This is a genomic window from Microbacterium binotii, from assembly GCF_021398715.1.
Lineage (GTDB): Bacteria > Actinomycetota > Actinomycetes > Actinomycetales > Microbacteriaceae > Microbacterium > Microbacterium binotii_A.
Genome location: NZ_CP090347.1, coordinates 1,893,921 through 1,916,727 on the forward strand (window position 1 = coordinate 1,893,921; position 22,807 = coordinate 1,916,727).

Here is a 22,807-nt window from a genome sequence, read left to right on the forward strand (position 1 = left end):
GCTTCAGCGCGCGGCGGTGGCGGCCACGTCCCTCGGAAGCAGCACCCGGAGCGAGAACCACTCGGCACCGCCGTCGACCGACACCGACCCGCCGTAGGTCTCCGCGGCCGCCTCGATGTTGCGCAGCCCGTACCCGTGCCCGTCGCCGACCTTGCGCGTGAGGATGCGGCCGTCTCGCCGACGCAGGTGCCCGTCGAAGGTGTTCTCCACCCGCAGCATCACGAAATCGTCGTGTGCGAAGAGGGAGAACTTCACCATCCGCTGCGACTCGGGAAGCCGCGCCGTGGCCTCGAAGGCGTTGTCGAGGGCGTTGCCCGCGATCGCGGTGATGTCCAGTGGACGCAGCCCCGACAGCAACCGTCCGTCGGCGACGGTGGCGACGTGGATGCTCTGCTCCCTGGCGTACATGAGCTTCGCCGTGAGCACTGCGTCGAGCACGTCGTTGCCCGTGCGCACCTGCGTCGCATAGTCGCGGATCGACGTCTCGAGATCGTCGAGGATGCGCAGTCGCGACTGCGGATCCTGCTCGGCGCGGATCGCATCGAGGTGGTGCTTCATGTCGTGATACTTGCGGTTGACCTCGTCGATCGTGCGCCGCGACATCTCGTACTGCTGGTGCTGGCTGGTCAGCAGCCGCGCCATCGCGTCGGCTTCGCGGCGCGCCTGGAAGCCACGGCGCACCTCGTGCTGCACGTAGAGCGCGATGTAGCCGCAGAGGTCGACGAGGGTGCGGATGTAGAGGATCTCGTGACCGATGCGGCCGCTGAAGGGCGTAGCGGTGGTCACGAAGCTGAGGTTCGAGATGATGAACGTGGCGGTCGCGATCGAGAGCGCGGCGACGAGATCGGCGTAGCCCACCTCGAAGACCTCACCCCGTACCAGATGACGCCGCTCCGCGAGCCAGGCGAGACCCAGCATCCCGCCGTAGATCACGACCATCATCGTGGCTTTCACCTCGGCGGGCGCGTCCAGGTAGAACCGATCGAGCTGCCAGTGGATGGATGCGGTGAGCTCCGCCAGCACGAACGCCCGCGCGGTGAGGTAGCCCGCGGTCACCGGGGAGACCCGCAGCGTCGTGTACAGCATGGCGAACATCACCAGCACGGCAGCCAGCATCCCCGGGATCCACAACGCGAGCGAGAGGCGCCCGGCTGCTTCCTGCACCGCGAGCAGCGCGAGCAGCCCCACGGCGGACGCCGCGGCCGTCACCCACCAACGGGCCCGCCGGGCGACGATCAGCACGAAGACGAAACAGGCTCCCCACTCCGCGATGGCGGTGAAGCTGCGAGGGATGTCGGCGAGGTACAGCTCGTTCATGCCGTGATCCCGCGCGTACCGATGTACGCGGCCAGCGCGGCGAGGAAGTCCTTCTTACGCGGCCGACTGATCTGCAGCCGCACCCCACCTCGGACGCGGCAATCGTTGCCCTCCACCCCGGTCACGTGCCGGAGGTTCACGAGGTAGCCGCTGTTGCAGCGGAAAAAGTCCTCGCCCTCCAGCTCCCCCTCCATCGCCTTCAGCGACGTCGCGACGGTGTAGTCGCTGTCCAGCGTGTGGATCAGGACGTTGTGCTTGGCGCTCTCCAGGTACAGGACGTCGGCGATGTCGAGGCGGTGCCGGTCGCCATCGGCGGCGGTGAAGAGCATGTGCCGTCGTTCGCGTCGCCGCAGGCGCACGAGGCAGCGCCCGAGCTCCTGCGCGAAGACCGGGTAGGAGACGGGCTTGAGGAGGTAGCTCAGGGCATCAACCTCGTAGCCGCTCACCGCGTACTGCGGGGATGCGGTCACGAAGACGATGAGCACTTCGCTGTCGACCTCGCGGATGCGGCGTGCGGCCGTCATGCCGTCCACACGCGCCATCTGGATGTCCAGCAGCAGGATGTCCCAGTCGGGACGGTAGTCCTCGATGATGTCGCGTCCGTCGCGGAACGCCCCGATGTGGAAGCGTTCGCCGTGCTCACGCTGGAACCGGTCCAGGTGCGACAGCAGACGGTCGATGCTGGCCGGATCGTCTTCGACGACGCCGATGCGGATCATGCTCTGTCTCCTTCCAGGCCTGTTCTCAACTGAAGCCGACGTAGCGTCGGGCGAGGTGGTACGCGGCCCGTGTCACGTGCCGCCCCGCGTACCCCGGCAGGTTGCTCCCTGCGCAGACGAGGCTGCGCCGCAGATGACCGTGGATGCGGGGACGATCGCGCTTCACCTCCCGCCAGAAGGCTCGGCGCACCGCGAGGTGCTGTGCGGTGCCGCCCAGCGCGAGCGTGGCGCTCACGGTGGCGCAGAGCGCGCGGACGTAATGCAGCTGCGCGGCGTAGAGCTGCGCCGGAACCCGTCCGGACCGCACGTCCTCGACACTCGGCAGGGTCTCGAGAGCGAGCCGGTTCACTCGCAGCTGCTGATCGACGCGGGCCAGCATGACCTCCGGCGCGACCGACTGGCCGGCGCGACCGATGTAGTAGTGGTACAGCGGGACGGGCAGGTAGTACATGCGGCGCACGCGCGCGAGCGGACGCAGCACGTACAGGCTGTCGACGTAGAACGTGTGACGCGGCAGGTCCAGATCCAGCTCGCGCAGCAGTGCCGTGCGGTAGATGACCGCGTGCATCATGAGGTACTGCCGACGCGCGAAGCGCTGCGTGTCCTCCCAGCCGAAGACGCGATCGGCCGGGAAGACCGTGTCGAAACGCGTCGGGCGCGGTGCCTTGCCCACGCGATCGTGCACGAAGTCGGTGAACAACGCGTCGACTCCCCCGGCAGCCTCCACCTGCTCGAGGACCTCGAGCACTCGTGCGAGAGCGGCCGACGACAGCCAGTCGTCGGCGTCGAGCACCTTGAGGTAGCGGCCCCGCGCATGGGCGACACCGGTGTCGATCGCCGCCCCGTGCCCGCCGTTGAGCTGGTGCACCACACGGATCCGGTCGGGGTACGTGTGCGCATAGGATGCGGCGAGCAGCCCGGTGGCGTCCGACGAGCCGTCGTTCACGATGACGACCTCGACGCGCGCGTCGCTCGTGCAGAGCGCAGCGAGGGCTCGACCGAGGAACTCTGCGCAGTTGTAGGCGGGCACGGCCACCGTCAGCAGGGGCGATGACACCGAGGCACCCTCCGTCCGGCGCCGCGCGCGGCGACGGACGGCTGCGCGCAGGGCGATGATGACGAGCCGGGCGCGGGGTCGACCGGTCTCACCCTCGATCGTAGACGGGACGCCGTTCACGTGCGGAAACCGCGGCTCGCCTCAGCTGAATCCGACGACGCGTCGAGCCCAGTCGTACGCGAGGCTCGTCGCGCGGCGCCCCGCCTGGCCGGGGAGATTGCTCACCGCTCCGAGGAGACTGCGACGCATCCGCGTGTACAGCCAGGGATTCTCCGCGCGCACTTCTCGCCAGAAGCGGTCGCGCTCGACGAGGTGGCCCGCCGTACCGGCACGGGCCAGCGTGGCGCTCGTGACCGCGCAGACCCCCTCCACGTGGTGCAGAAGAGCCCGGTACAGCTGCGCCGGCACCTCGCCGCGAGCCACCGCGTGCGGAGAGGGGAGCGCGGCGAGAGCCAACCTGTTCACCCGCAGCTGCTGCTCCACCCGCCGCACCATGACCTCCGGCGCCACGGACTGTCCGGGCCTTCCCACGTGGTAGCGGTAGAGCGGGATCGGGAGGTACCGCATCCGACGCACCCGTGCCAACGGCGTCACGACGTAGAGGTTGTCGACGTAGAAGGTGTGCTCGGGCAGGTGCAGCCCGCTCGCTCGCACGAGTTCCGTCCGGTACACGATCGCGTGCATCATCAGCACCTGACGGCGCCCGAACCGTTCCGTGTCCGCCCACTCGAACACGCCGTCGGAGGGGAACACCGAGTCGAAACGTGCCGGGCGCGCCGACTTGCCGACGCGTTCGTGCACGAAGTCCGTGAAGACCGCGTCCACGTCCGCATCCTCGAGGGCGACGAGCTCGCGCACCAGGAGGGCGAGCGAGGCGATGTCGAGCCAGTCATCCGCATCCAGGATCTTCACGAACGTGCCGCGCGCATCGGACAGCCCGGTGGTGATGGCGCCGCCGTGCCCTCGGTTGGGCTGGTGGATCACCCGCCGGGAGCCGGGGCGCCGCGCGGCCCAGTCGTCCGCGAGCGCCCCGGTGGCGTCCGTCGAGCCGTCGTCGACGACGATCACCTCGACGCCGGCGACCGCGTCGAGCTCCGACAGCGCGCGCCCCAGATAGTCCTCGGCGTTGAACGCCGGGACCACGATGGACAGCGCCGGCACGACGGACGGGCGATTCGTCATCGCTCGACCTTGTCCCCGGGCTCCGCCACCACCTCGACCTCGGTCGGCACCTGGCGGAAGATCACCTTGAAGATCGGGTAGAACACCCAGAACGAGATCGCGGCGTTGATGATCATCGTCAGCACGTCCGCCACGACGGATCCGCTCGAGCCCCATCCGAGGGTCACCATGAAGAAGTCGTAGATCGGCGCCTTGTAGAAGCCCTGCGCCGCCGCGGCGATGAAGGTGATCGCCACATAGGCCACCGTGTACCAGCCGGCCGCGACCCACACCGAGGTGTTGGACTTGAACGTGATGTTGCGCTGCAGGAAGAAGTTGATGACCTGCGCGATCAGCAGCGTGATCTGCACCGCGAGGAAGTACGCCAGCCCGCCGCCGCCGGCGGGAAGCGCGCCCGCCGCGTAGTCGAACATGTAGTACTGGCTGCCGTCGACGTTCGACCCGACGGGAAGCACCTGGAAGCCGACATCCGTGAGACCCGTGAAGCTCGCGAACGCCCAGCGGAAGATCGGCATGAGTGCCAGCTGCAGGACGGTCACGCCGTTGGACAGCAGCAGGAACATGATGAACTTCGACAGTTCCGGACGTGAGGTCTGGAATCGACCCCACCATTTCGTGATGGCGGTGATCATCGTGCACTCCTGTTCCCTGCGGCGGCGTCGAACGCCTTCTTCGTCGCCTTCTCATCGCGTCGGCCCCCGAAGTAGGCGGCGATCACCCGCCCGAGGCCGCGCAGCGTCTGCCCGTTCACGAGCGTCAGCACGGCTCCCGTGAGCCGGCGGGTGGCGAGCCCGCCGCTCATCTTGGAGATGACCCGGAACGGGCCGTTCAGCAGGAACAGCACGTTCAGGTCGGGGGTACCGGCCGCGTCGGCTTTGCGACGGCGGCCGTCGAGGATGCGGAATCCGAGCCGGCCGAGGGGGCTGCGCGACTCGGCGAGACGATCCATCGGGTCGTTCTCCCCGAGCGGACCGTCGGGCCATTGCGGGTCGGGGATCTCACGCCCGAGGAGCGCAGCGAACTCCGCATCCGTCGGAGCGACACCGGCATGCGTCGAGGGCGCGAGCGCCACCCCGTCGCGCTCGACGGTCGCTGTGAGATCCAGTGCGCCCACGTGCGCGCCGACCGCGATCTCGTACGTGCCGCGCTCGACGACCCACGTGTCGGTCGCGGCGTCGAAGACGCGGAACGTGCGGTCGCCGAACGGGAGCGCGACACGGCGCGACTCCCCCGGCTCCAGCCGCACCTTCGCGTATCCCTTCAGCTCGCGACGAGGACGCGTCAGCGCGCTGTCTCCGACGCGTCCGACATACATCTGGACCACATCGCTGCCGGCACGGGAGCCGGTGTTCGTGACCGTGACCTCGGCGCCGTCGGCACCCACGACGAGATCGGAGTAAGCGAATCTCGTGTAGCTCAAGCCGTAGCCGAACGGGAAGGAGACCGGGATGCCGGCCGTGTCATAGTGCCGGTATCCGACGAACGGTCCTTCGCGGTACTCGGCGGTGCGAGCGGCGCTCGGGAAGGACGCGGCCGTGGGGGTGTCCGCGAGGGCGCGCGGCATCGTCTCCGCCAGTCGACCACCCGGGTCGACCGTACCGGTGAGCACATCCGCGATGGCCTCGGCTCCGGCCTGGCCGCCGAGGTAGGTGTGCAGCAGCGCGGCCGCATCCGTCGCCCACGGCGTCGAGACCACGCCTCCGGCACTGATCAGCACGACCGTTCGGGAGTTCACCCGGTGCACGTCTCGCAGCAGACGAACCTGCTCGTCCGGCAGATCGAGGCTCGTGCGGTCCATTCCCTCCGACTCGGCGATCTCGGGAAGCCCGAGGCTGAGCACCACGACATCGGCGCGCGCGGCGAGCGTCAGAGCCTCCGCGCGTAGCGCCTCGTCGACGCTGCCATCGCGGCGGAATCCTTCCGCGACGCCCACGACCTCGAGGGTCGAGTCCGGCAGCACCTCGGCGAGGGTCGGAAGCATGGTGGGGTTCACGAGCGAAGAGCCGGCGCCCTGGTAGCGGGGCGCGGTGGCGAACGCACCGACGAGAGCCACCCTGGTGCCTGCCGCGAGCGGCAGCAGGTCGTCCTCATTGCGCAGCAGCACCGCGGACTCCGCAGCGGCCCGTCGGGCGAGCGCGTGATGCGCGGGCAGATCGACGATCGCGGCCGCGCGTTCACTCACGCGGCGCACCATGTCGATGAGCTCCGCGACGCGGGCGTCGAGGTCGGTCACCGCGAGCCGTCCGGACTCCACCGCAGCCACGATCTCGCGCGCGGAGTCGAACCCCGGCGAGGGCATCTCGAGGGCGGCCCCGGCGGCGACGGCGGCGACGGCGTCGTTGGACCCGCCCCAGTCGGAGATGACCGCGCCGTCGAAGCCCCACTCGTCGCGCAGGATCTCGGTCAGCAGGTGGGCGTTCTCGTGGGCGTAGACGCCGTTGACGAGGTTGTACGAGGACATGATCGCCCAGGGGGCGGCCTCGCGGACGACGATCTCGAAAGCGGTCAGGTAGATCTCGCGCAGCGTGCGCTCGTCGACGACGGAGTCGCTCACCATGCGACGCAGTTCCTGGCTGTTGACCGCAAAGTGCTTGGGAGTGGCGGCGACGCCCTCGGACTGGATGCCGCGGACATAGGCGGCGGCCAGGCGGCCCGCGAGCTCGGGATCCTCGGAGAAGTACTCGAAGCTGCGGCCTCCGAGGGGGCTGCGCTTGATGTTGAGGCCCGGCCCGAGCAGGACGCCGACGCCCTGCGAGGATGCCTCACGGCCCAGAGCCGCACCGATCTGCTCGGCCAGCTCGTCGTCCCAGCTTCCGGCGATCGTGGCGGCGGTCGGGAAGCAGGTGGCGGGTTCCGAGCCGTTGATGCCGAGGTGGTCGGCGGAGCCGACCTGCTTGCGCACACCGTGAGGGCCGTCCGCCATCCACACCGGGGGCAGGGAGATGCGCTCGATGGCGCGCGTCTGCCAGGTGTTGGCGCCGCTCAGCAGCGCGGCTTTCTCGAGCAGCGAGAGACTCGCCACGAGCGAGGGGGTGTCTTTCACAATGGGTCTTTCTTGATCGTTCATCGCGCGTCGAGCGCGGGAGTGGTGAGTGGCCGCCGGGCCGGCGAGCAGATTCTCCGACCCGGCGACCACGGCTCATCCGGCCGTCACGGTGCTGCGACGGTGACGACGCACGCGCAGCACGACCATGACGACGGCTCCCAGGATCAGCAGTCCCATCACCGACGTGATGACGATCTGCCACACGACCCACGCCGGCGGCGTGTAGGCGACGGTCGCGCCAGGAGCGAGTCCGTTCATCGCGTTCGAGTTGGCGACCGTGAACAGGATGTTGTGGGTCGCCTGACGGATGTCCGTCACGGCCTTGGCCGAGCTCGAGTCGTTGAACGACTTGGAGGGCTGGAAGGTCAGCATCAGGTCGGTGCCGCCCGCGATGCCCTCGTTGGGGTTCATGTAGGGGTAGAGGTTGAAGTCCGAGATGGCGAAGCCTTCGAAGCCCCACTCCCCCCGCAGGACCGTGTCCATGAGCGCCTCGGAGCCACCCGCCCAATGCGAGCCGATGCGGTTGAACGAGCTCATGATGCCCGCTGCGCCGATCGTCGTGGTGTCCAGGGTGCCCTGATCGTCGGCGAGGTAGGTGACATCCATGGAGATGTTCTTGACGCCGATCTCGAACGGCTTCAGGTAGATCTCACGGATGGCCTGCTCGTTCGCCCAGGTGGCGAGACCGTTGTTGACGCGGTTCGTCTCCTGCTCGTTCATCGCATAGTGCTTGATGAGCGTGTAGACGCCCTTCGTGCCGACACCGTTCGCGACGGCCGTGAGCATCTCGCCCGAGAGCACGGGGTCCTCGGAGTAGTACTCGAAGTTGCGCCCGCCGAACGGAGAGCGATGCAGGTTCACCGCCGGTGCGTACCAACCGTTGATGTTCTTGAAGATCGCCTCGTTGCCGAGCATCACACCCATCGCGCGTCCCAGTTCCACATCCCACGTCTGTGCGATGAGCACTTCGGACGGGTAGGCGGTGCCGTTGATCGCGGAGTTGATGAACGACGAGAAGCCTGCGGGGCCGTCCGGCTCGAGCGTCTGGGGCTTGCCGATGGAACCGATGGCGGCCGTCTGGTAGGCACCGTTCAGGAGCATCGCGGACATGTCTCCGACGCTCAGCGAGTCCAGCAGCTCGTCCCACTTCGGGTCGTCCTTCGCGAGACCGCGCATGTCGATGAGCGACAGGTCGGATGCGGCGCCGGTGGCGGGCATCTCACCCTCGAAGGCGTCGGCCTCGGCCTCGGCGTCCCATGCGTCGAACCCTGCGGCGACCGCCTCGTCCGCCACGAGCATGTCGCCCGTCGGAGCGGTCGGGAAGGTGCCCGCGAAATCGGCGCGAGAGAACACGGGGATCTTCCCGGCCTCGCCGTCGGTGGTGAACTGGGCCGACACGTCGTCGAACTGGTTCGTGACCTCGGTGAGGTCCGAGGCGCGGTGGTCGTCACCGGAGTAGACGACGTCCTCGGCGACCGTGTAGCGAACCGGCTCGGTTCCCGCCGCCACGGTGTGAGAGTCGGTCCGGACGGTGAGCTCGTACTCCCCCGCCTCGAGCACGTAGGCACGCTCGTTCAGGTAGTCGTAGGACGCCATGTCCTCGACCGCGACCTCGATCGTCACCTGCTCGCTCGAGCCGGGCTCGATGACGCCCGTCTTGGCGAAGCCGCCGAGCACCACGGCGGGCTTCTCGATGCCGCCCGGCGTGTACGGGGCCGAGTAGTACAGCTGCACCACATCACGACCGGCGACCGAGCCGGTGTTGGTCACGTTCACGGTGACCGCGATGTTGCCGTCGACGCCGCCCGCTTCCGTGCCGGTGATGGCCCACGCGAAGTCGGTGTAGCTCAGTCCGTAGCCGAACGGGTAGACGACGGCCTGGTCGTAGTCGATGAAGCCCTCGACCGCGGCGGTCTCGTAGTAGCGGTAGCCGAAGTAGATGCCCTCTGCGTAGTTGACGAAGGGCGCCTCATCGGTGACCGTCGCGTTCGACGTCGCGCTCTCCGTCACGGGGACCGGATACGACGGGGCGACGTTGTCGTAGATGAAGTTGCCGAAGTTGGCGAACGTCGGGTCGGCCGTGAAGTCGTCGGCCCAGAGATCGACGGTACGACCGGAGGGGTTCACTTCGCCCGAAAGGATGCGTCCGAGCGCGTTGAAGGCCGTTGCACCGGGCGAGCCCGCCAGCAGCACGGCGTCGATGCCCGCGTCGCGCTGCAGGTCGCCGAGCTCGAGGGTGGTCGAGGCGTTCACGACGACGACGACCTTCTCGAAGTTGGCTTGGGCGAGTGCGATCATGTCGCGCTCGTCCTTGTTGAGCTCGAGCTGGTGCTGACCCGGCTCGGCGTTGTCATCCCACGCCGACATGTCCTGGGTCAGGTCGCCGCCCTCGCCACCGGGACGGCCGATGAACACGATGGCCGCGTCGTTGAACTGCCCGAACGTGCCCGCCTGCGCCTCGTACTGTGCCACCGGCATCTCACCGATGTTGTACGTGGAGATGTCAGGGCGGTCCATCTCGATGTGACCGCGCGGGTTCTCCGCGGCGAAGCTCTCGATGGCGCTGTACACGGCGTCATTCACACCGAAGCCGGCGTTCTCGATGCCCTGGCGGGCGGTGATCGCCGAGTTGGTGTCGACCGAGCCCGAACCGGAGCCGCCGTAGACGGGGTCGGCGGCCGCGCGACCGAACATGGTGACCTGGGCGCCACCCGCGAGAGGCAGGGCCGCCGCGTCGTTCTTGGCGAGCACGATGCCGCCGGCGCCGATCTGCTCGACGAGGTCCAGCGCTGCCGCATCCACCTCGTCGAGCGAGGCGTAGTCGGCCGAGTAGTACTCGGTGTCCCACCCCTCGGACTCCTCCGAGTTCGTGAACGTGTAGGTGCCGGAGCCGAGCTGCGAGGCCACCCATCCGGTCGCGACGTTGAGTGCGACGTTGACGACGACCGTCAGGATCGTCACGAGGGCGATGATCGGGATCCAGATCGCCAGGTACTTCTTGTTGGACATTCGGGCCTTCACGGCCGCGGCGCCCGAGGATGGGCGTGCGTTCACGACGGTTCTCCTTCGGTGGTGTGACGCGTTATCGGACAGCCCACCCGGCGGCTGAGCCGCCGGGTGGAGCCGGATATCAGTTGGAGGCCTCGGAGATGGTGCCGTCCTGGTCGATCTGGTAGGTCGTGCCCGACTCGGCCGAGACGGCCTCGATGACGTACTTGCCGTCCTTCACGTTGACCGTGCCGGTCACGCGCTCGGCGGCGTCGGACTTGACGAAGGGCATGACGAGCAGACCGTACTTCTCGGTCGGCTGCTTGACGTCGCCGGCGAGCATGATCTGCGTGAGGTTCGCGTTCTCGGCAAGCGCGTCCTCGACGGCCTGACGGGCCGTGGTCAGGTCGTCGGCGACATCCACGTCGGCGGCCTGGTTCTGGGACGTGGCGGGGGCGGTGTCGCCCGACGAGCACGCGGCGAGCCCGAAGGTGCCGGTGGCTGCGATGAGGGTTGCGAGGACCGCTGCGCGCATCTTGGTGGTGTTCATGTCTGCTCCTTTTGTGTTCTCCCGGACGCTTCCACCGCCCGGGTCCTGCTGTGCTGCTCACCGGGGCGCGACGCATCGGCTCCGGTGTGCGTGGTGTCGGATGCGGTCGGCGACCTCGGCCGCCGACCGCATCCGAGGTCTCACTCCGAGATCACTCCGGAGTAGTTGAGGCCGAAGCCGTAGTCGTACGTGTTGCCGTCGGCGTCGGTGTAGGGGGTCATGTCCTTCGCGACGTCCTCGAGCTGCGCCTCCACCGTGTCCATGTTCGCGGGGAACTGGATCGGCAGACGCCCCTTCGGCTCGTGCAGGCCCAGCGCCACGTCCAGCAGCGCCGCGTCGCTCGTTCCGAACCCGACGATGAGTGCGTCGGAGTCGGCCTCGAACTCGGCCGGGATGGTCGCGTTGCTCGCCTTCAGCACGGTGATGAGCGGGATGTCCTTACCGGAGGCCGCAATGGCATCGCGGGCGCGCTCGAAAGCGTCGAGGTCGGACTCGTTCAGCACCTTGGAGGTCTTGCCGTAGTACGACCGGTTCTCCTTGCTGCCATCGGCCAGCAGGTCACCGCTGATCGAGGTCTGGCGCACGTTCTCGCCGTCCGCCGTGTACGGGCGGTACTGCAGCGAGAGCGGGTAGAACTCCTTCGTCTCCGGGTCACGACCCGCGTTGGTGAAGGTGCCGCCGTTGTCGGGGCTGTTCAGGCCCACGAGCACCAGATCGACATCGCTCAGGTCCGGAGCCGTGTAGCTGACGACCTGCTCGTTCTCATCGAGCACGACCTCGTCGGTCAGGACGGTCCCGAAGTACTCCTCGGCGACCTCGAGGTCGATCCCGGCGTACTCCTTGTACTCCGCCGGACCGAAGGCGCCGGCGATGCCGACGTTGTAGGAACGCGGGATGTAGACCGTCTTGTCGGACCAGTCCTCGGCGTCTGCCGCGGTGACGGTCTCACCGTTGTTCTTGAGCATGACGACGGAGTCGAGTTGCGCGTCGTAGCCCGCCTTCACCTTGTCGTCGCTCGCGAGGATCTTCTTGGACTCCTCGATGTCGACGAACGGGTTCTCGTAGAGGCCCGGGTTCAGCATGAGCGTGAGGATGCGGGCACCGGACTCGCGGAAGCGGGTCTCCGCGTCGATCTCCTGCTCGCCGGCCTCGAACTCCTGCTGCCACAGGTCGGCCGCCTCGAGGATGTGGGTCGCGTCGTTGACGCCGCCGAACATGTCGTGACCGGTCTCCAGGACCTTGACGTAGCGCTCGGCCGGAGTCAGGTCTTCGGCGCCCCAGGCCATCGCGATGAAGGCGTCCGGGTCGTTGACGCCGGTCATGACACCCCAGTCGGTGACAACGACGCCGTCGTAGCCGTTCTCCTCGCGGAGGATGGCCATGCGGCCGGCGTCGTACGCCGTTCCCGTGCGATCGTCGAACAGCGGCTCGCCGTTCTCATCGAGCGCGATCGAGTACGCGGTCATCACAGCCGCGGAGTCGAGCGATCCGAGGAAGCCTTCGGTGTGCTCGGACAGGTTGCCGCCCGGGTACACGCCGTACTTGCCGGCCTCGGTGTGCGACTCGCGGCCACCCTCGCCGGGACCGTCGCCGGCCCAGTGCTTGATCATGGCGTTGACCGACTCGGAGCCCCACGTGTCCTCGCCGGCGGTGCCCTGGAAGCCGCGGACATACGCCGCTGCGAGCTCCTCGTTCTGAGCGACATCCTCACCGAACGTGCCCGCGACGCGCAGCCAGCGGGGCTCGGTGGCGAGGTCGATCTGCGGACTCAGGGCGGTTGCGATACCCAGGGCGCGGTACTCGGCGGACGCCATCTCACCGAACTCCTCGGTGTGCGACGCGTCGAAGGTCGCCGCGAGTCCGAGGCTGGACGGCCAGCGGGAGATGTCCGCGCCGTCCGCGTTGTATCCGCCGGAACCGGCCGTCGAGCGCGGGTCGGAGCTGAAGTTGACCGGCACGTACGGAGTGCCGTCGGTCGCCAGCGTCTCGACGTAGGCCTGCATCTGGTTGACCCACGGCACCGTCTCGTCGACGTTGCTTCCGGCGGCGTTGAGGACGTTGCGCAGGTTCGACTCGGAGAGGTAGGTCTCCTGCGCCTCGGTGAGTCCGTCACCCGGGCTTCGCTCGTGGGAGCTCACCAGCATGAGACCGGCGATCTGCTCGATCGACATCTCGTCGGCGAGGGCAGCAGCGCGCTCCTTGGAGTCGAGGCGCCAGTCCTCCCACGTGTCGAGTTCGCCGTTGCCGTTCATGTCCTTGAACGCGTACGTCGCGCCGTCGTCCTTGACCTCGAGGAGCTCGATGGGACCCTCGGCGGAGTACGACAGTGTCTTCCCGCCCCGGGGGTTCTCGACGACCACGAAATCCGTGGTGCCGTCCGAGACCTCACGGGTCTTGTACGTGGACGAGTCAGCGTCACCGAATGTGCAACCGGTCAGGGCGATGGCGAGCCCGAATCCGGTGATCACGGCGATCTGCTTGCGTGGCAGAGCCTTCATTGGCATTTCCCTTTCGTCATCGACGACACCCGCACGCGCCATGCGCGCGAATGCTGGCCCCGCCTCTGGGGCCGCACCGTCGATCTCCGCGACTGCGGGACTCTCGGACGGGTACCGAGAGACCATTCAGGGGCGGTCTGGTGCTTCTTCGAGGCTGTCATCGCGGGATCGGCCGATCCGGGTTTGCGCATGATCGGTCGATTCCGCTGCACAACCTGTCATCCCCGCGGCCACGCCGTGATCGGTTCGTTATCCGAAGGGGCCATCTCGGTCATCGAAGAAGCGAGAGGAACGGCCGGGAAACGAGGGACGGCCCCGCTGCGCGGGGCCGTCCCTCCTTTCAATCTGCTCGGTCTATGCGTCGCGCAGAGCCGTGTCCGGATCGAGCCGCACCGCCCTGACAAGCGGCACCGCGGCTCCGACGAGCAGGCCCACGGTCGGGGCGAGTGCTGTCAGGAACAGCCAGGACGCGGCGGGGATCTCCACTGCCGACGAGAACGACAGCCCCCCGAACGTCGCATCGCGCAGAAGAACGGACACGACCAGGCTGAGGACCACGCCCACGAGCGTTCCCCCGATCCCTGCGAGGAGGCCGAGCAGTCCGAGCTGTGCGCTGTACTGGAGAGACAGTCTGCGACGCGACCATCCCAGGGCGCGATAGAGCCCGATCTCCCGCTGTCTGTACCGTGTCAGCGACGCCCCGATCGAAAGTCCGCAGCCGAGGCTGAATATCAGCAGCAGCGCGCTGATCCCGGCGGAGACGATGGTGAGGAACTGGACAACTCCCGGCAGGCTGTCGCTGCGGCTCAGCGTCCCCACGGCGAACCCGTCGGCTGTCAGATCACGTCGAACGGCATCAACGTCCGCGAGGTCGGACACGGTGACGAAGACCTTCGGGTAGGAGTACGTGGTCTCGAAGTCGGCGATGTTCCCGCCCTCCCTCAGCGCGGAGAGTTCGACGACCAATGCGGAGGGCGCGTAGATCGCGGACGGCCCATCCAGGCCCTGCAGAGACTCGTCGTAGACGCCCGCCACATGAACAGTGCGTGTTCTGCTCTCTCCCGCATCCGGCGCGGTCTTCACTGTGTAGCTGATGTCCAGGTCGGAACCGACGAGCCCTTCGAGCGACTCGCCCTCCCACGTCGACGGCAGCAGCACGTCGTCGGCCGCGAGCGCGGAGTCGGAGCCGGTGGACGAGTCCGCCCCGATCTCCGGGGGCTGCACCGAGCTGATCCTCGGTGTCATCCAGAGGACGGGCCCAGGGGCAAGCGGGAACCGATCGTCAGAGACTTGAACGCCGACCTGCAACCACGCCTGCACGTCCTGAACCCGGGGATCCGCGGCGATCTTCTTCTGCTGCGCTGCGGTGAGCGGGGTGGGCACCCCGTTCGGCAGCGATGAATCGAGCTCGATGGTCCGCAACGCGACGTCGCCGGTGAGGAGATCGCTCGTCTTCGTGGCGCTCTGGGCGAGGACAGCCTGCAGGAGGAGCAGGATCGCGGCGCCGGCGGCGATCAGAATGAGCAGGGCTCGCGCCTGTGAGGCCAGCGAGGGAAGCGTCCTGCGGATCACGGCCCACATTCTCATCGTGCTCCACCCGCGGTGATGTCGACGCGTCGCTGAGCGATCCGGTCGACCGCCGCGTCGTGGGAGGCGATGACGATCGCGACTCCCCGGGATGCGGCGCGCGCCAGATCGTCCAGCACATCCCTGCCCGCCTCGGAGTCCAGGCTGGATGTCGGCTCATCGGCGAGGAGGACACGCGGCTGTTTCGCGAGCGCCCTCACGATCGCCACTCGCTGTTGCTCTCCACCGGAGAGGGTGGCGGCTTTCGCCGACTCCCGGCCCTTGAGGCCCAGGTGGGCGAGAAGTTCGCGGGCGGCGTCTCTCGGCGCAGCGCGGCGAGACGGGGAGCCGAGGCGCACATTGTCCTCCGCGGAAAGGTACGGGAAGAGGTTGCGCTCCTGGAAGACGAAGCCGATCTCGGTCGATCGGATGCGAGAAGCATCCGTGTCGGAGATCGCCGTCACGTCGCGGCCCTCGAACGCCACTCGTCCTGAGCTGACTGTCGTCAGGAGCCCGAGGATGTTGAGTGCCGTGGACTTGCCTGATCCAGACCGGCCCGCGAGCCAGACGATCTCACCCGGCCCCACCGTCAAGGTGAAATCCGTCAAGGCATCGACGATCCCGTCTCGGGAACGGTACTGCTTGGAGACGTCCCGGAGCTCGATCATGAGGTCGGTTTCCCTTCTTGCTCGCCCGTGACAGGCTGAGCATCGATGAGTTCAAGCGCGTCGGCGGTGAACGGCAGCACGCAGGTGCTCTCTGACGGCTCCGCACGGAACAACTCGGCGTGTCCGTCACAGCCTCGGAGTGCCGCAAGATGGCCGAGCGCAAGATCGGCGTTCGACATGGCATCCGGTCCCGCGAAGGGGGCCGCCCTGAGTGCGCTGACCAGCAACTGCACCGGATGATCGTCAGGGTTCTCGAGGATCGTCGGGATCCGGGCGAGGTCTTGCCGATGGTCTTCCAACAGCTCTTGCCCGTCCGAGACGCTGTCTGCGTACGGGACGAGCGAGTACAGCAGGTGCAGGGTCTCGTCATCCGTGGTCTCGAACGACTGAATGCCGATCTCCAGCCGGTCCTGTCCCAGCAGGTCGAACATGCGATCGGCTGACAGGAGCAGCCCGATCTGGGTGACAGGGACGGGGCCCTCGCCCAAGCGGTCCTCGAGCGTCCGTCTGCCTGCGGTCGAGGCGGCGGTGGAGTCCGGCTTCTGGCCCAACTGCTGGAGGATGTAGGCCGCCTTGAGCAGACCGAGGGAGTCCTTGCTCTCGATCATGGGGGCGACGAGCGCGTCGACAGCCTCTGCGGTCCCGCCACGGGCAATCCAGGCGAACTGCTCCGCGGGAATCAGGCGCGCGACTTCGTACGTGCTGTCCAATGTGCCGCTGAGAACGACTGCGGTCTCGATGAGACCCGTGGTCGGGTCGATGCGGTCTTCGATCGCCGCGAAGAGGCCTTCGAGGGCAGCCGGATCCCCTTCGGCGAGCCCCCACGCAGGAACCGCATACGCGAGGTCGAACTCTCGACCCTCCGTTGCGACCTGCTCAACGAGCGGTGCGAGGAAGTCACGAGCACGCTCATGTCCGTCGTCACGGCCCGTCGAGAGCACCGCCCACAGGTCCATCACGTCCTCGGTGCGTTCGAGCACCTCCGGCATCGGGAGCCGAGGCATCGGCGGCGGTTCCGCGGCTCCGAGAGCGCGCAGTCCCTGTCGCGCCCGGACCTGCAGATACGGGGGCGCGTCTTCCGCGAGGGCGTCGCTGATCCGGGAGGTCATGCCGGTACGAACGAGGTCGAGCTTCGCGGGATCGAGGACGACCAGCGCCTCAGCGATCGCCGCCAGCTGCGAGATGTCTGTCTCTGCGCCCTGCCCCGGCGTGGTCGCTTGGGCGAGCACCCGGTCGGTGCAGACGGGATCGATCGCGACCTGTTCCCGGAGAGGCGACGGCAGCCGACTGACGGCCCAGGTCGCCCACAGGGCATCGTGCTCGCATGCCGCGTGATAGGCGGAGTCGAGCGCATCCGGGTCTTCCGCGGGACGGACCTCGCCGGCGATCAGCGGAAGGAGGTAGCCGCTGTCGAAGAGCGATGGCAGGCGATCCTCGGCCGCCGGCGGGCGGGCGAAGAGACTGTTGTCAGCTCGAAGCTCGGCGAGTTCGACCGCGAGGGGTGACAACTCCGGGCTCGGACTCCGGTGTTCCTCAGACGGTGAGCACGCCACGAGGGATGCGGACACGACGAGAAGGCAGCCGACGCCCAGCTGCTGCCGCACCGGGCGGTGCGGCGCAGTCCGCTGCCGGCTGCCTCCCGTCACGACTCAGACTCCGGCACTCGCGATACGCGTGTTGCCGTAGTGGAATCCGCTCGCCGTGGTGGTCGCCGAGAGATACCACGTGAGCCAGTTCACGCAGACGTTGCCGGAGATGTAGGCGCCCGTGGCGTTGTAGTTCGTCCAGCTGGCGGAGGCATCGGCGCCGGAACCGCTGACACTGCCTCCACTGATCGACGCCCCGACACCGTTGGCATGGAACGACGCGACGTCCTTCACCCAGTCGGCGGTGACGCTGGTCACCGCCGAACTCTGGAAGTCCCCGCATCCCCCTCCGTCGGCGAATGTGGAGATCCACATGTTCGCCGTGATCGAGGCGCCATCGTCGAAGTACGCGGTGGACGAATTCGAGTTCAACGGCTCGACGACCACGTCATCGGCCGCGTAGGCCGGTGCGGCGATACCTCCCACCAGCATGAGTGCGGCGCCGGCGGCAGCCGCCACACGCCCGAGTAGCTTGCTCATCCTCACTGTCCTTCCTCTCCTTGTGGGTGCCGAACGACGGGATAGACTGTATCCATCGATTGACACACTCGGACTGTAACAGGAGATTGATACTGTTTGTCCAGGGTATTCAGAAAGCACGGGAGTACATGGCGGCCGGACTGATCTTCATAGGCGTCGTCTTCGTGGCGCTGTCCAGCGTCAGGCTGCGACAGCGCACGCCCGTTCTCGTGAACGAGCCCCCGATGGCGGCCACCGCCGGAGTCGCCGTATCCATCCGCAGGCGCCTGGGGCTGATGTTCGGGATCGCCGTGATCGCCGCGATCGTGCTCGTGCTGTACGGCGCTGCCGACCCGGCATCGTTCGGCCTCCTCCTCGCGCTCGCCCCGGGCACCGCGACCGCGATCGCGTTACTCGGTTTCGTCGCCTACCCTTCGCCGCGCCATGCCGCCCGGAGCGTGAGATCCGCGAGTCTGGAACCGCGTACCCCCGGGCGCTACCTGTCCCGTCGGGCGATCACGGGACCCGCTGTGGCTGCGGCAGGGCTGGTGCTGTTCCTGATCTATGCCGGAGTGACCTCCTCCACCGACGACGCCGGCCTGTTCCGCTCGATTGCGCGGGAGGACGATCTCGGCCTACAGGTCGCGGGCCCGTTTCCGGGGTGGTACTACGCACTCCCCCTGATATCGCTCACCGTGATCTTGGCGGGATTGACCGCGGCAGCGGTCTGGCGCATCGCAGCGGCTCCCGCGGAGCCGGATGCACGAATGAGAACCTTCGACGTCTATTGGCGTCGGCGCACCTCACAGCTGGTCGTGCTGCTGAGCACCGTGACCCTCCTGGCTTACACCGTCGGGGTGCTCCTCTTCGCCGGAAGCGCCACCCAACGCGTCGCGACGGCGGTCGATCAGTCCGGCGAGCCTGTCGTGCACGCGGGGAGCATGATCCTCGGTTGGGTCGAGATCGTCTGCGGTCTCGCCTTGCTGGCTGTCACCGGCTGGCTCATCCTCGGCATCGCGGAGCGCCTCCGCAGCTTCGCTCTCGCCACCAAGAGCCACACGTGATCACCATCGACGAGCGCAGCCCGCAGCCCGTCTTCGCTCAGATCCACGATCAGATCGGTGGACTGATTCGCGCCGGCACGCTCCCTGCCGGGCAGAAGCTGCCGTCGGTGCGTCAGCTCGCGAAGGATCTGCAGGTGGCTGCCGGAACAGTGATGCGCGCGTATACAGAGTTGGAGGCGGACGGACTCATCGAGACGCGGGCGGGAAGCGCGGCTCGCGTTCGCGCCGGCCACCGCCTGCCGGAAGGCGTGCGAAGCGCCGCCTCCGCGCTGATCTCGGCCGCGCGCCAGCACGACATGAGCATGTGGGACACGGTTCAGGTGGTTCAAGCGCTGTGGACGACCGAGAGCGAGAATCGCCCCATCCATGACGACGTGATCACCTGAGTGTGAAGATACCCCCCATCTCATGACGAGATGGGGGGTATCGGAGGGTGGACCTGAGGGGACTCGAACCCCTGACCCCCTGCATGCCATGCAGGTGCGCTACCAGCTGCGCCACAGGCCCTCTGTCACCCGTTCGGGCAACTCATTCAGCTTACAACACGGATGAGCCGTGAGCGAAATCAGCCCGGTCACTCCGGGCGCGTCGACACCGGCAGGTCGATGGGAACCGTCGGGCAGTCCTTCCACAGGCGCTCGAGGCCGTAGAAGACGCGCTCCTGCTCGTGGAAGACGTGCACGACGAGGTCGCCGAAGTCCAGCAGGATCCAGCGCGACTCCTCGCGACCCTCCCGGCGCAGACGCTTGACGCCGTGCTCGAGCAGCTGCTCCTCGATCTCGTCGGCGATGGCTGCCACGTTGCGCTCGTTGCGCCCCGTGACCAGAAGGAAGATGTCGACGAGCGGCAGCGGCTCCGAGACGTCGAGGGCCACGAGGTCCTCGCCGCCCTTCGCGTCGGCCGCGCGTGCGGCGATCTGCAGCACCTCGACGGATGCGTCGGTGAGGGTCATGAGAAAAGTCCTGTCGATACGGCGAACACCAGCACGCCGACCAGCGCGAGTGCGAGCGCACCGGCGGTGATGGCGAGCACGAGCATGAGGCGGCTGCCCTTCTCGGGCGCCGGCGGGCGGATGATCTCGTCCGCGCTCTTGATGGTGCTGATCGCGGCACTGGCCGCGATCGGGGTGGGAGAGGATGCGGGCGGCAGCTCGCCGTCCACGAGAACGGCGTCGGCTTCCTTACCGTCGGTGGTCCCGGGCGCGTGGCCGCGCGAGCCGAGCCCCTCGGGCAACGCGAAGGTGCCGGTGATGAGCACCTCACCGGTCGCAGCGATGGGCGACGTGAAAGCATCCGCCGACGGCGTCTGCGAAAGGATCAGGGCGTTCGGCGTCGCGATGCTGCCCGTGGAGCCCTCTCGCGTCAGAAGGTGGTCGAAGGACGGCGGGAGCGCGACCTCGGGGACGCCGTCCTTGAGCAGCGCGGAGCCGAGCTGCGGCGAAACCACGGGTGCGGGCTCGTCGGCGAGAGCCGCCTCGGCTGCGGCCAGCGGCGTCTCGTCGGCCGGTCGTTCATCCGCACCGGGGGTGAACAGCGCCGTCATCCCACCGGTCTCCGGGGCCGAGGAATCCTCCTCGGCGGGCTTCACGGTCGGCGTCTGCTCGGCGGTGTCGGGCGTGATCACGGGCACCGACGCGGTGCGGATACGCTCCTGCTCGCGTGCCTGGCGGCGGGTGAGCGGTGAGACGCCCAAGTCGACACTGGCGTCCGCGCGGGGGGCGGGCGGGACGACGGCCGGCGCGGCGGCGCGTGGAAGCGGCGCGACCGGCTCGGGCTTCGGCTCGGGCTCGCTCGCGGGGGCGTCCTGCGGGTTCTGGATCGGGGTCGATCCGGTGTTGCGCAGGTCGCGCATCTGGCGCCGGGTCAGCGGCGGAGTGCTGGGCTGGTCAGGGTTGCTCATGCCTTACTCCGGTAGAGGTGATGCTTCGCAATGTACTGGACGACTCCATCCGGAACGAGGTACCACACCGGTTGACCGTTGTGCACGCGGTTCCGACAGTCCGTCGAAGAGATGGCCAGGGCCGGGATCTCGAGCAGACTCACGTTCTTGCTCGGCAGACCAGCCGCCGATAGCGGGTGCCCGGGCCGGGAGACCGCCACGAAATGGGCGAGGTCCCACAGTTCATCATGGTCCCTCCAGCTGAGAATCTGCGCCACGGCATCGGCTCCCGTGATGAAGAAGAGCTCGGCATCGGGTCGCTGGGCCTGGAGGTCTCGGAGGGTGTCGATCGTGTACGTCGGCCCGGATCGGTCGATGTCGACCCTGCTGACGCTGAAGTCGGGGTTCGAGGCCGTCGCGATCACCGTCATCAGGTAACGGTGCTCGCTCTCGGTCACCTGCGACTTCTGCCACGGCTCGCCCGTGGGGACGAAGATGACCTCATCGAGGTCGAAGGATGCGGCGACTTCGCTCGCCGCGACGAGGTGACCGTGATGAACCGGGTCGAAGGTGCCGCCCATCACCCCGATGCGCGGCGCTCGACCTGCGCTCATCTGCCCGAGAGTCAGTGGCCGTGTCCGTGCGGTTCGAGATCGGCAGCGTGCTTCTTGGCGTACGCCTCGGCCTTGTGCGCGTGACGGTTGGCGACGTTGCGATACGAGAGGGTCACGAGCGCGAGGGCGGTGAAGACGAGGAGCGCGAGGATCCCGTATCCGACGGTCTCCGCGGCGACGTTACCGTGGTGCTCGGCCTCCTCGGCGACAAGGGTGAGGAAGGGGGCGAGGCTCATCGGTTCTCCGATCGATCGGTGGGGCGCACGGGCGCTCCCAGCTTAGTCTGTCAGCCGCGGACCTGCCCGGAGCCGCGGACGACCCACTTGGAGCTCGTGAGCTCTCGCAGGCCCATGGGTCCTCGGGCGTGGAGCTTCTGGGTGGAGATGCCCACTTCCGCGCCGAAGCCGAACTCGCCACCGTCGGTGAAGCGTGTGGATGCGTTCGCCATCACGACCGCGGAGTCCACCTCGGCGAGGAACCGCTCGGCGTTGGCCTCGTCGTCCGTGATGATCGACTCGGTGTGGTGCGTCGAGTAGCGCCGGATGTGCTCGAGCGCCGCATCCAGATCGTCGACCACGCGCATCGCGATGTCGAGACTCAGATACTCCGCCTGCCAGTCCTGCTCGTCGGCGGGGACGACGTCGGGCGCCAGCTGCGAGACCCTCTCGTCGCCGTGGACCGTCACACCGGCCCCCTGCAGTGCGGCCACCACGGGCCCGACGACACGCTCGGCGGCGGCGCGGTGCACCAGCACCGTCTCGGCCGCGTTGCAGACGCTGGGACGCTGCGCCTTGGCGTTCACCACGATCGCTTCGGCCCGCTCCAGCGGCGCACTCTCGTCGAGGTAGACGTGCACCACTCCGGCGCCGGTCTCGATGACAGGCACGGTGGATTCGGTGACGACGGTCTCGATCAACTGCGCGCTGCCCCGCGGGACGAGCACGTCCACGACGCCGCGCGCGTGCATGAGCTCGGTGGCGCCCGCACGGCCGAAGGCGTCGAGCGTCTGGATCGCCTCCGGATCGATGCCCTCCTCCGCCAGCGCGCCGCGCATCGCGTCCACGAGCGCCGCGTTGCTGAGCTCGGCGGCGGTCCCCCCGCGCAGCACGACGGCGTTGCCGGAGCGCAGCGCGAGCGCAGCGATGTCGACGGTCACGTTCGGCCGCGCTTCGTAGATGGAGCCGACCACGCCGAAGGGGACGGAGATCTTCTGGAGGTTCAGCCCGTTCGCGAGCGTCTTCTCCTCCAGCAGTCGACCCACCGGGTCCGGCAGCTGCGCGACCTCGCGCACGGCCTGGGCGAGAGCGCTCACGCGAGCGACGTCGAGGCTCAGCCGGTCCAGCAGCGCATCGGAGAGGCCCTGCTCGCGCCCCCGCTCGAGGTCCTCGCCGTTGGCGGCGACGATCTCATCCGTCGCGGCCTCCAACGCTTCCGCGATGCGGTCGAGGAGGCGGCTCTTCCGTGCGTCCGAGAGCCGTGCGATCTCGCGCGAGGCGGTCTTCGCGAGCAGCATCCGCTCGCCTGCGGTGACGGTCGTCAGACTCATCCGCTCAGT

The 22,807-nt window shown here is 68.0% G+C and carries 20 protein-coding genes and 1 tRNA gene; 2 read left to right on the forward strand and 19 right to left on the reverse strand.

Features of this window, described 5'->3' with window-relative positions; all coding sequences use genetic code 11:
* Positions 1-3: 3 nt before the first annotated feature.
* The 13 genes from LXM64_RS09505 to LXM64_RS09565 all read right to left on the reverse strand — a co-directional run bounded on the left by LXM64_RS09505 (position 4) and on the right by LXM64_RS09565 (position 17,717).
* On the reverse strand, positions 4-1,317 hold the full coding sequence (locus tag LXM64_RS09505; RefSeq protein ID WP_234073011.1) for an ATP-binding protein: 1,314 nt from the start codon (positions 1,315-1,317) through the stop codon (positions 4-6).
* Complete coding sequence (locus LXM64_RS09510) at positions 1,314-2,036, reverse strand: LytR/AlgR family response regulator transcription factor (RefSeq protein WP_234073012.1); 723 nt, start codon at positions 2,034-2,036, stop codon at positions 1,314-1,316. The genes LXM64_RS09505 and LXM64_RS09510 overlap by 4 nt, the downstream gene beginning before the upstream one ends.
* A 25-nt stretch (positions 2,037-2,061) precedes the next feature.
* A complete protein-coding gene (locus tag LXM64_RS09515) occupies positions 2,062-3,093 on the reverse strand; it encodes a glycosyltransferase family 2 protein (RefSeq protein ID WP_234073013.1) in 1,032 nt (343 codons plus the stop codon).
* A 141-nt stretch (positions 3,094-3,234) separates the two neighbouring features.
* A complete protein-coding gene (locus LXM64_RS09520; RefSeq protein WP_234073014.1) occupies positions 3,235-4,275 on the reverse strand; it encodes a glycosyltransferase family 2 protein in 1,041 nt (346 codons plus the stop codon).
* On the reverse strand, positions 4,272-4,907 hold the full coding sequence (locus tag LXM64_RS09525; protein WP_137416819.1) for a hypothetical protein: 636 nt from the start codon (positions 4,905-4,907) through the stop codon (positions 4,272-4,274). Before LXM64_RS09525 ends, LXM64_RS09520 begins: the two co-directional genes overlap by 4 nt.
* Positions 4,904-7,318: a glycoside hydrolase family 3 C-terminal domain-containing protein gene (locus LXM64_RS09530; protein WP_234073015.1), complete on the reverse strand. Its 2,415-nt coding sequence runs from the start codon at positions 7,316-7,318 to the stop codon at positions 4,904-4,906. The genes LXM64_RS09525 and LXM64_RS09530 overlap by 4 nt, the downstream gene beginning before the upstream one ends.
* Positions 7,319-7,414: 96 nt before the next feature.
* The gene (locus LXM64_RS09535; RefSeq protein WP_234073016.1) at positions 7,415-10,375 is read right to left on the reverse strand and encodes a glycoside hydrolase family 3 C-terminal domain-containing protein; all 2,961 of its coding nucleotides are present in this window, start codon (positions 10,373-10,375) and stop codon (positions 7,415-7,417) included.
* Positions 10,376-10,451: 76 nt separating this feature from the next.
* Positions 10,452-10,859 (reverse strand): hypothetical protein, encoded by a 408-nt coding sequence (locus LXM64_RS09540; RefSeq protein WP_234073017.1) that lies wholly within the window; start codon positions 10,857-10,859, stop codon positions 10,452-10,454.
* A gap of 140 nt (positions 10,860-10,999) precedes the next feature.
* A complete protein-coding gene (locus LXM64_RS09545) occupies positions 11,000-13,357 on the reverse strand; it encodes a glycoside hydrolase family 3 N-terminal domain-containing protein (RefSeq protein ID WP_234073018.1) in 2,358 nt (785 codons plus the stop codon).
* Between the two features lie 354 nt (positions 13,358-13,711).
* Entirely contained in the window at positions 13,712-14,929 is a 1,218-nt protein-coding gene (locus LXM64_RS09550) for an ABC transporter permease (RefSeq protein WP_234073019.1), read from the reverse strand.
* Positions 14,930-14,940: 11 nt separating this feature from the next.
* Positions 14,941-15,591: an ABC transporter ATP-binding protein gene (locus LXM64_RS09555; protein WP_234073020.1), complete on the reverse strand. Its 651-nt coding sequence runs from the start codon at positions 15,589-15,591 to the stop codon at positions 14,941-14,943.
* Complete coding sequence (locus LXM64_RS09560; protein ID WP_234073021.1) at positions 15,588-17,237, reverse strand: hypothetical protein; 1,650 nt, start codon at positions 17,235-17,237, stop codon at positions 15,588-15,590. Before LXM64_RS09560 ends, LXM64_RS09555 begins: the two co-directional genes overlap by 4 nt.
* Positions 17,238-17,240: 3 nt before the next feature.
* On the reverse strand, positions 17,241-17,717 hold the full coding sequence (locus LXM64_RS09565) for a hypothetical protein (protein WP_234073022.1): 477 nt from the start codon (positions 17,715-17,717) through the stop codon (positions 17,241-17,243).
* Between the two features lie 128 nt (positions 17,718-17,845).
* Between LXM64_RS09565 and LXM64_RS09570 the strand changes: the two genes are divergently transcribed.
* Positions 17,846-18,760 (forward strand): hypothetical protein, encoded by a 915-nt coding sequence (locus LXM64_RS09570; RefSeq protein WP_234073023.1) that lies wholly within the window; start codon positions 17,846-17,848, stop codon positions 18,758-18,760.
* Positions 18,757-19,146, forward strand: a complete 390-nt coding sequence (locus tag LXM64_RS09575; RefSeq protein WP_234073024.1) for a GntR family transcriptional regulator — start codon at positions 18,757-18,759, stop codon at positions 19,144-19,146. Before LXM64_RS09570 ends, LXM64_RS09575 begins: the two co-directional genes overlap by 4 nt.
* Before the next feature lie 48 nt (positions 19,147-19,194).
* On the opposite strand, the gene LXM64_RS09580 is transcribed toward LXM64_RS09575, so the two are convergent.
* The 6 genes from LXM64_RS09580 to LXM64_RS09605 all read right to left on the reverse strand — a co-directional run bounded on the left by LXM64_RS09580 (position 19,195) and on the right by LXM64_RS09605 (position 22,798).
* Positions 19,195-19,267 (reverse strand) — tRNA-Ala (locus LXM64_RS09580).
* A gap of 67 nt (positions 19,268-19,334) precedes the next feature.
* Positions 19,335-19,712, reverse strand: a complete 378-nt coding sequence (gene rsfS / locus LXM64_RS09585; protein ID WP_234073025.1) for a ribosome silencing factor — start codon at positions 19,710-19,712, stop codon at positions 19,335-19,337.
* Positions 19,709-20,659, reverse strand: coding sequence for a hypothetical protein (locus LXM64_RS09590; RefSeq protein WP_234073026.1), 951 nt, complete (start codon positions 20,657-20,659; stop codon positions 19,709-19,711). Before LXM64_RS09590 ends, rsfS begins: the two co-directional genes overlap by 4 nt.
* Positions 20,656-21,252, reverse strand: coding sequence for a nicotinate-nucleotide adenylyltransferase (gene nadD, locus LXM64_RS09595; RefSeq protein WP_234073027.1), 597 nt, complete (start codon positions 21,250-21,252; stop codon positions 20,656-20,658). The genes LXM64_RS09590 and nadD overlap by 4 nt, the downstream gene beginning before the upstream one ends.
* Before the next feature lie 11 nt (positions 21,253-21,263).
* Complete coding sequence (locus tag LXM64_RS09600; protein ID WP_234073028.1) at positions 21,264-21,488, reverse strand: hypothetical protein; 225 nt, start codon at positions 21,486-21,488, stop codon at positions 21,264-21,266.
* Between the two features lie 50 nt (positions 21,489-21,538).
* A complete protein-coding gene (locus LXM64_RS09605) occupies positions 21,539-22,798 on the reverse strand; it encodes a glutamate-5-semialdehyde dehydrogenase (RefSeq protein ID WP_234073029.1) in 1,260 nt (419 codons plus the stop codon).
* Between the last annotated feature and the right edge of the window lie 9 nt (positions 22,799-22,807).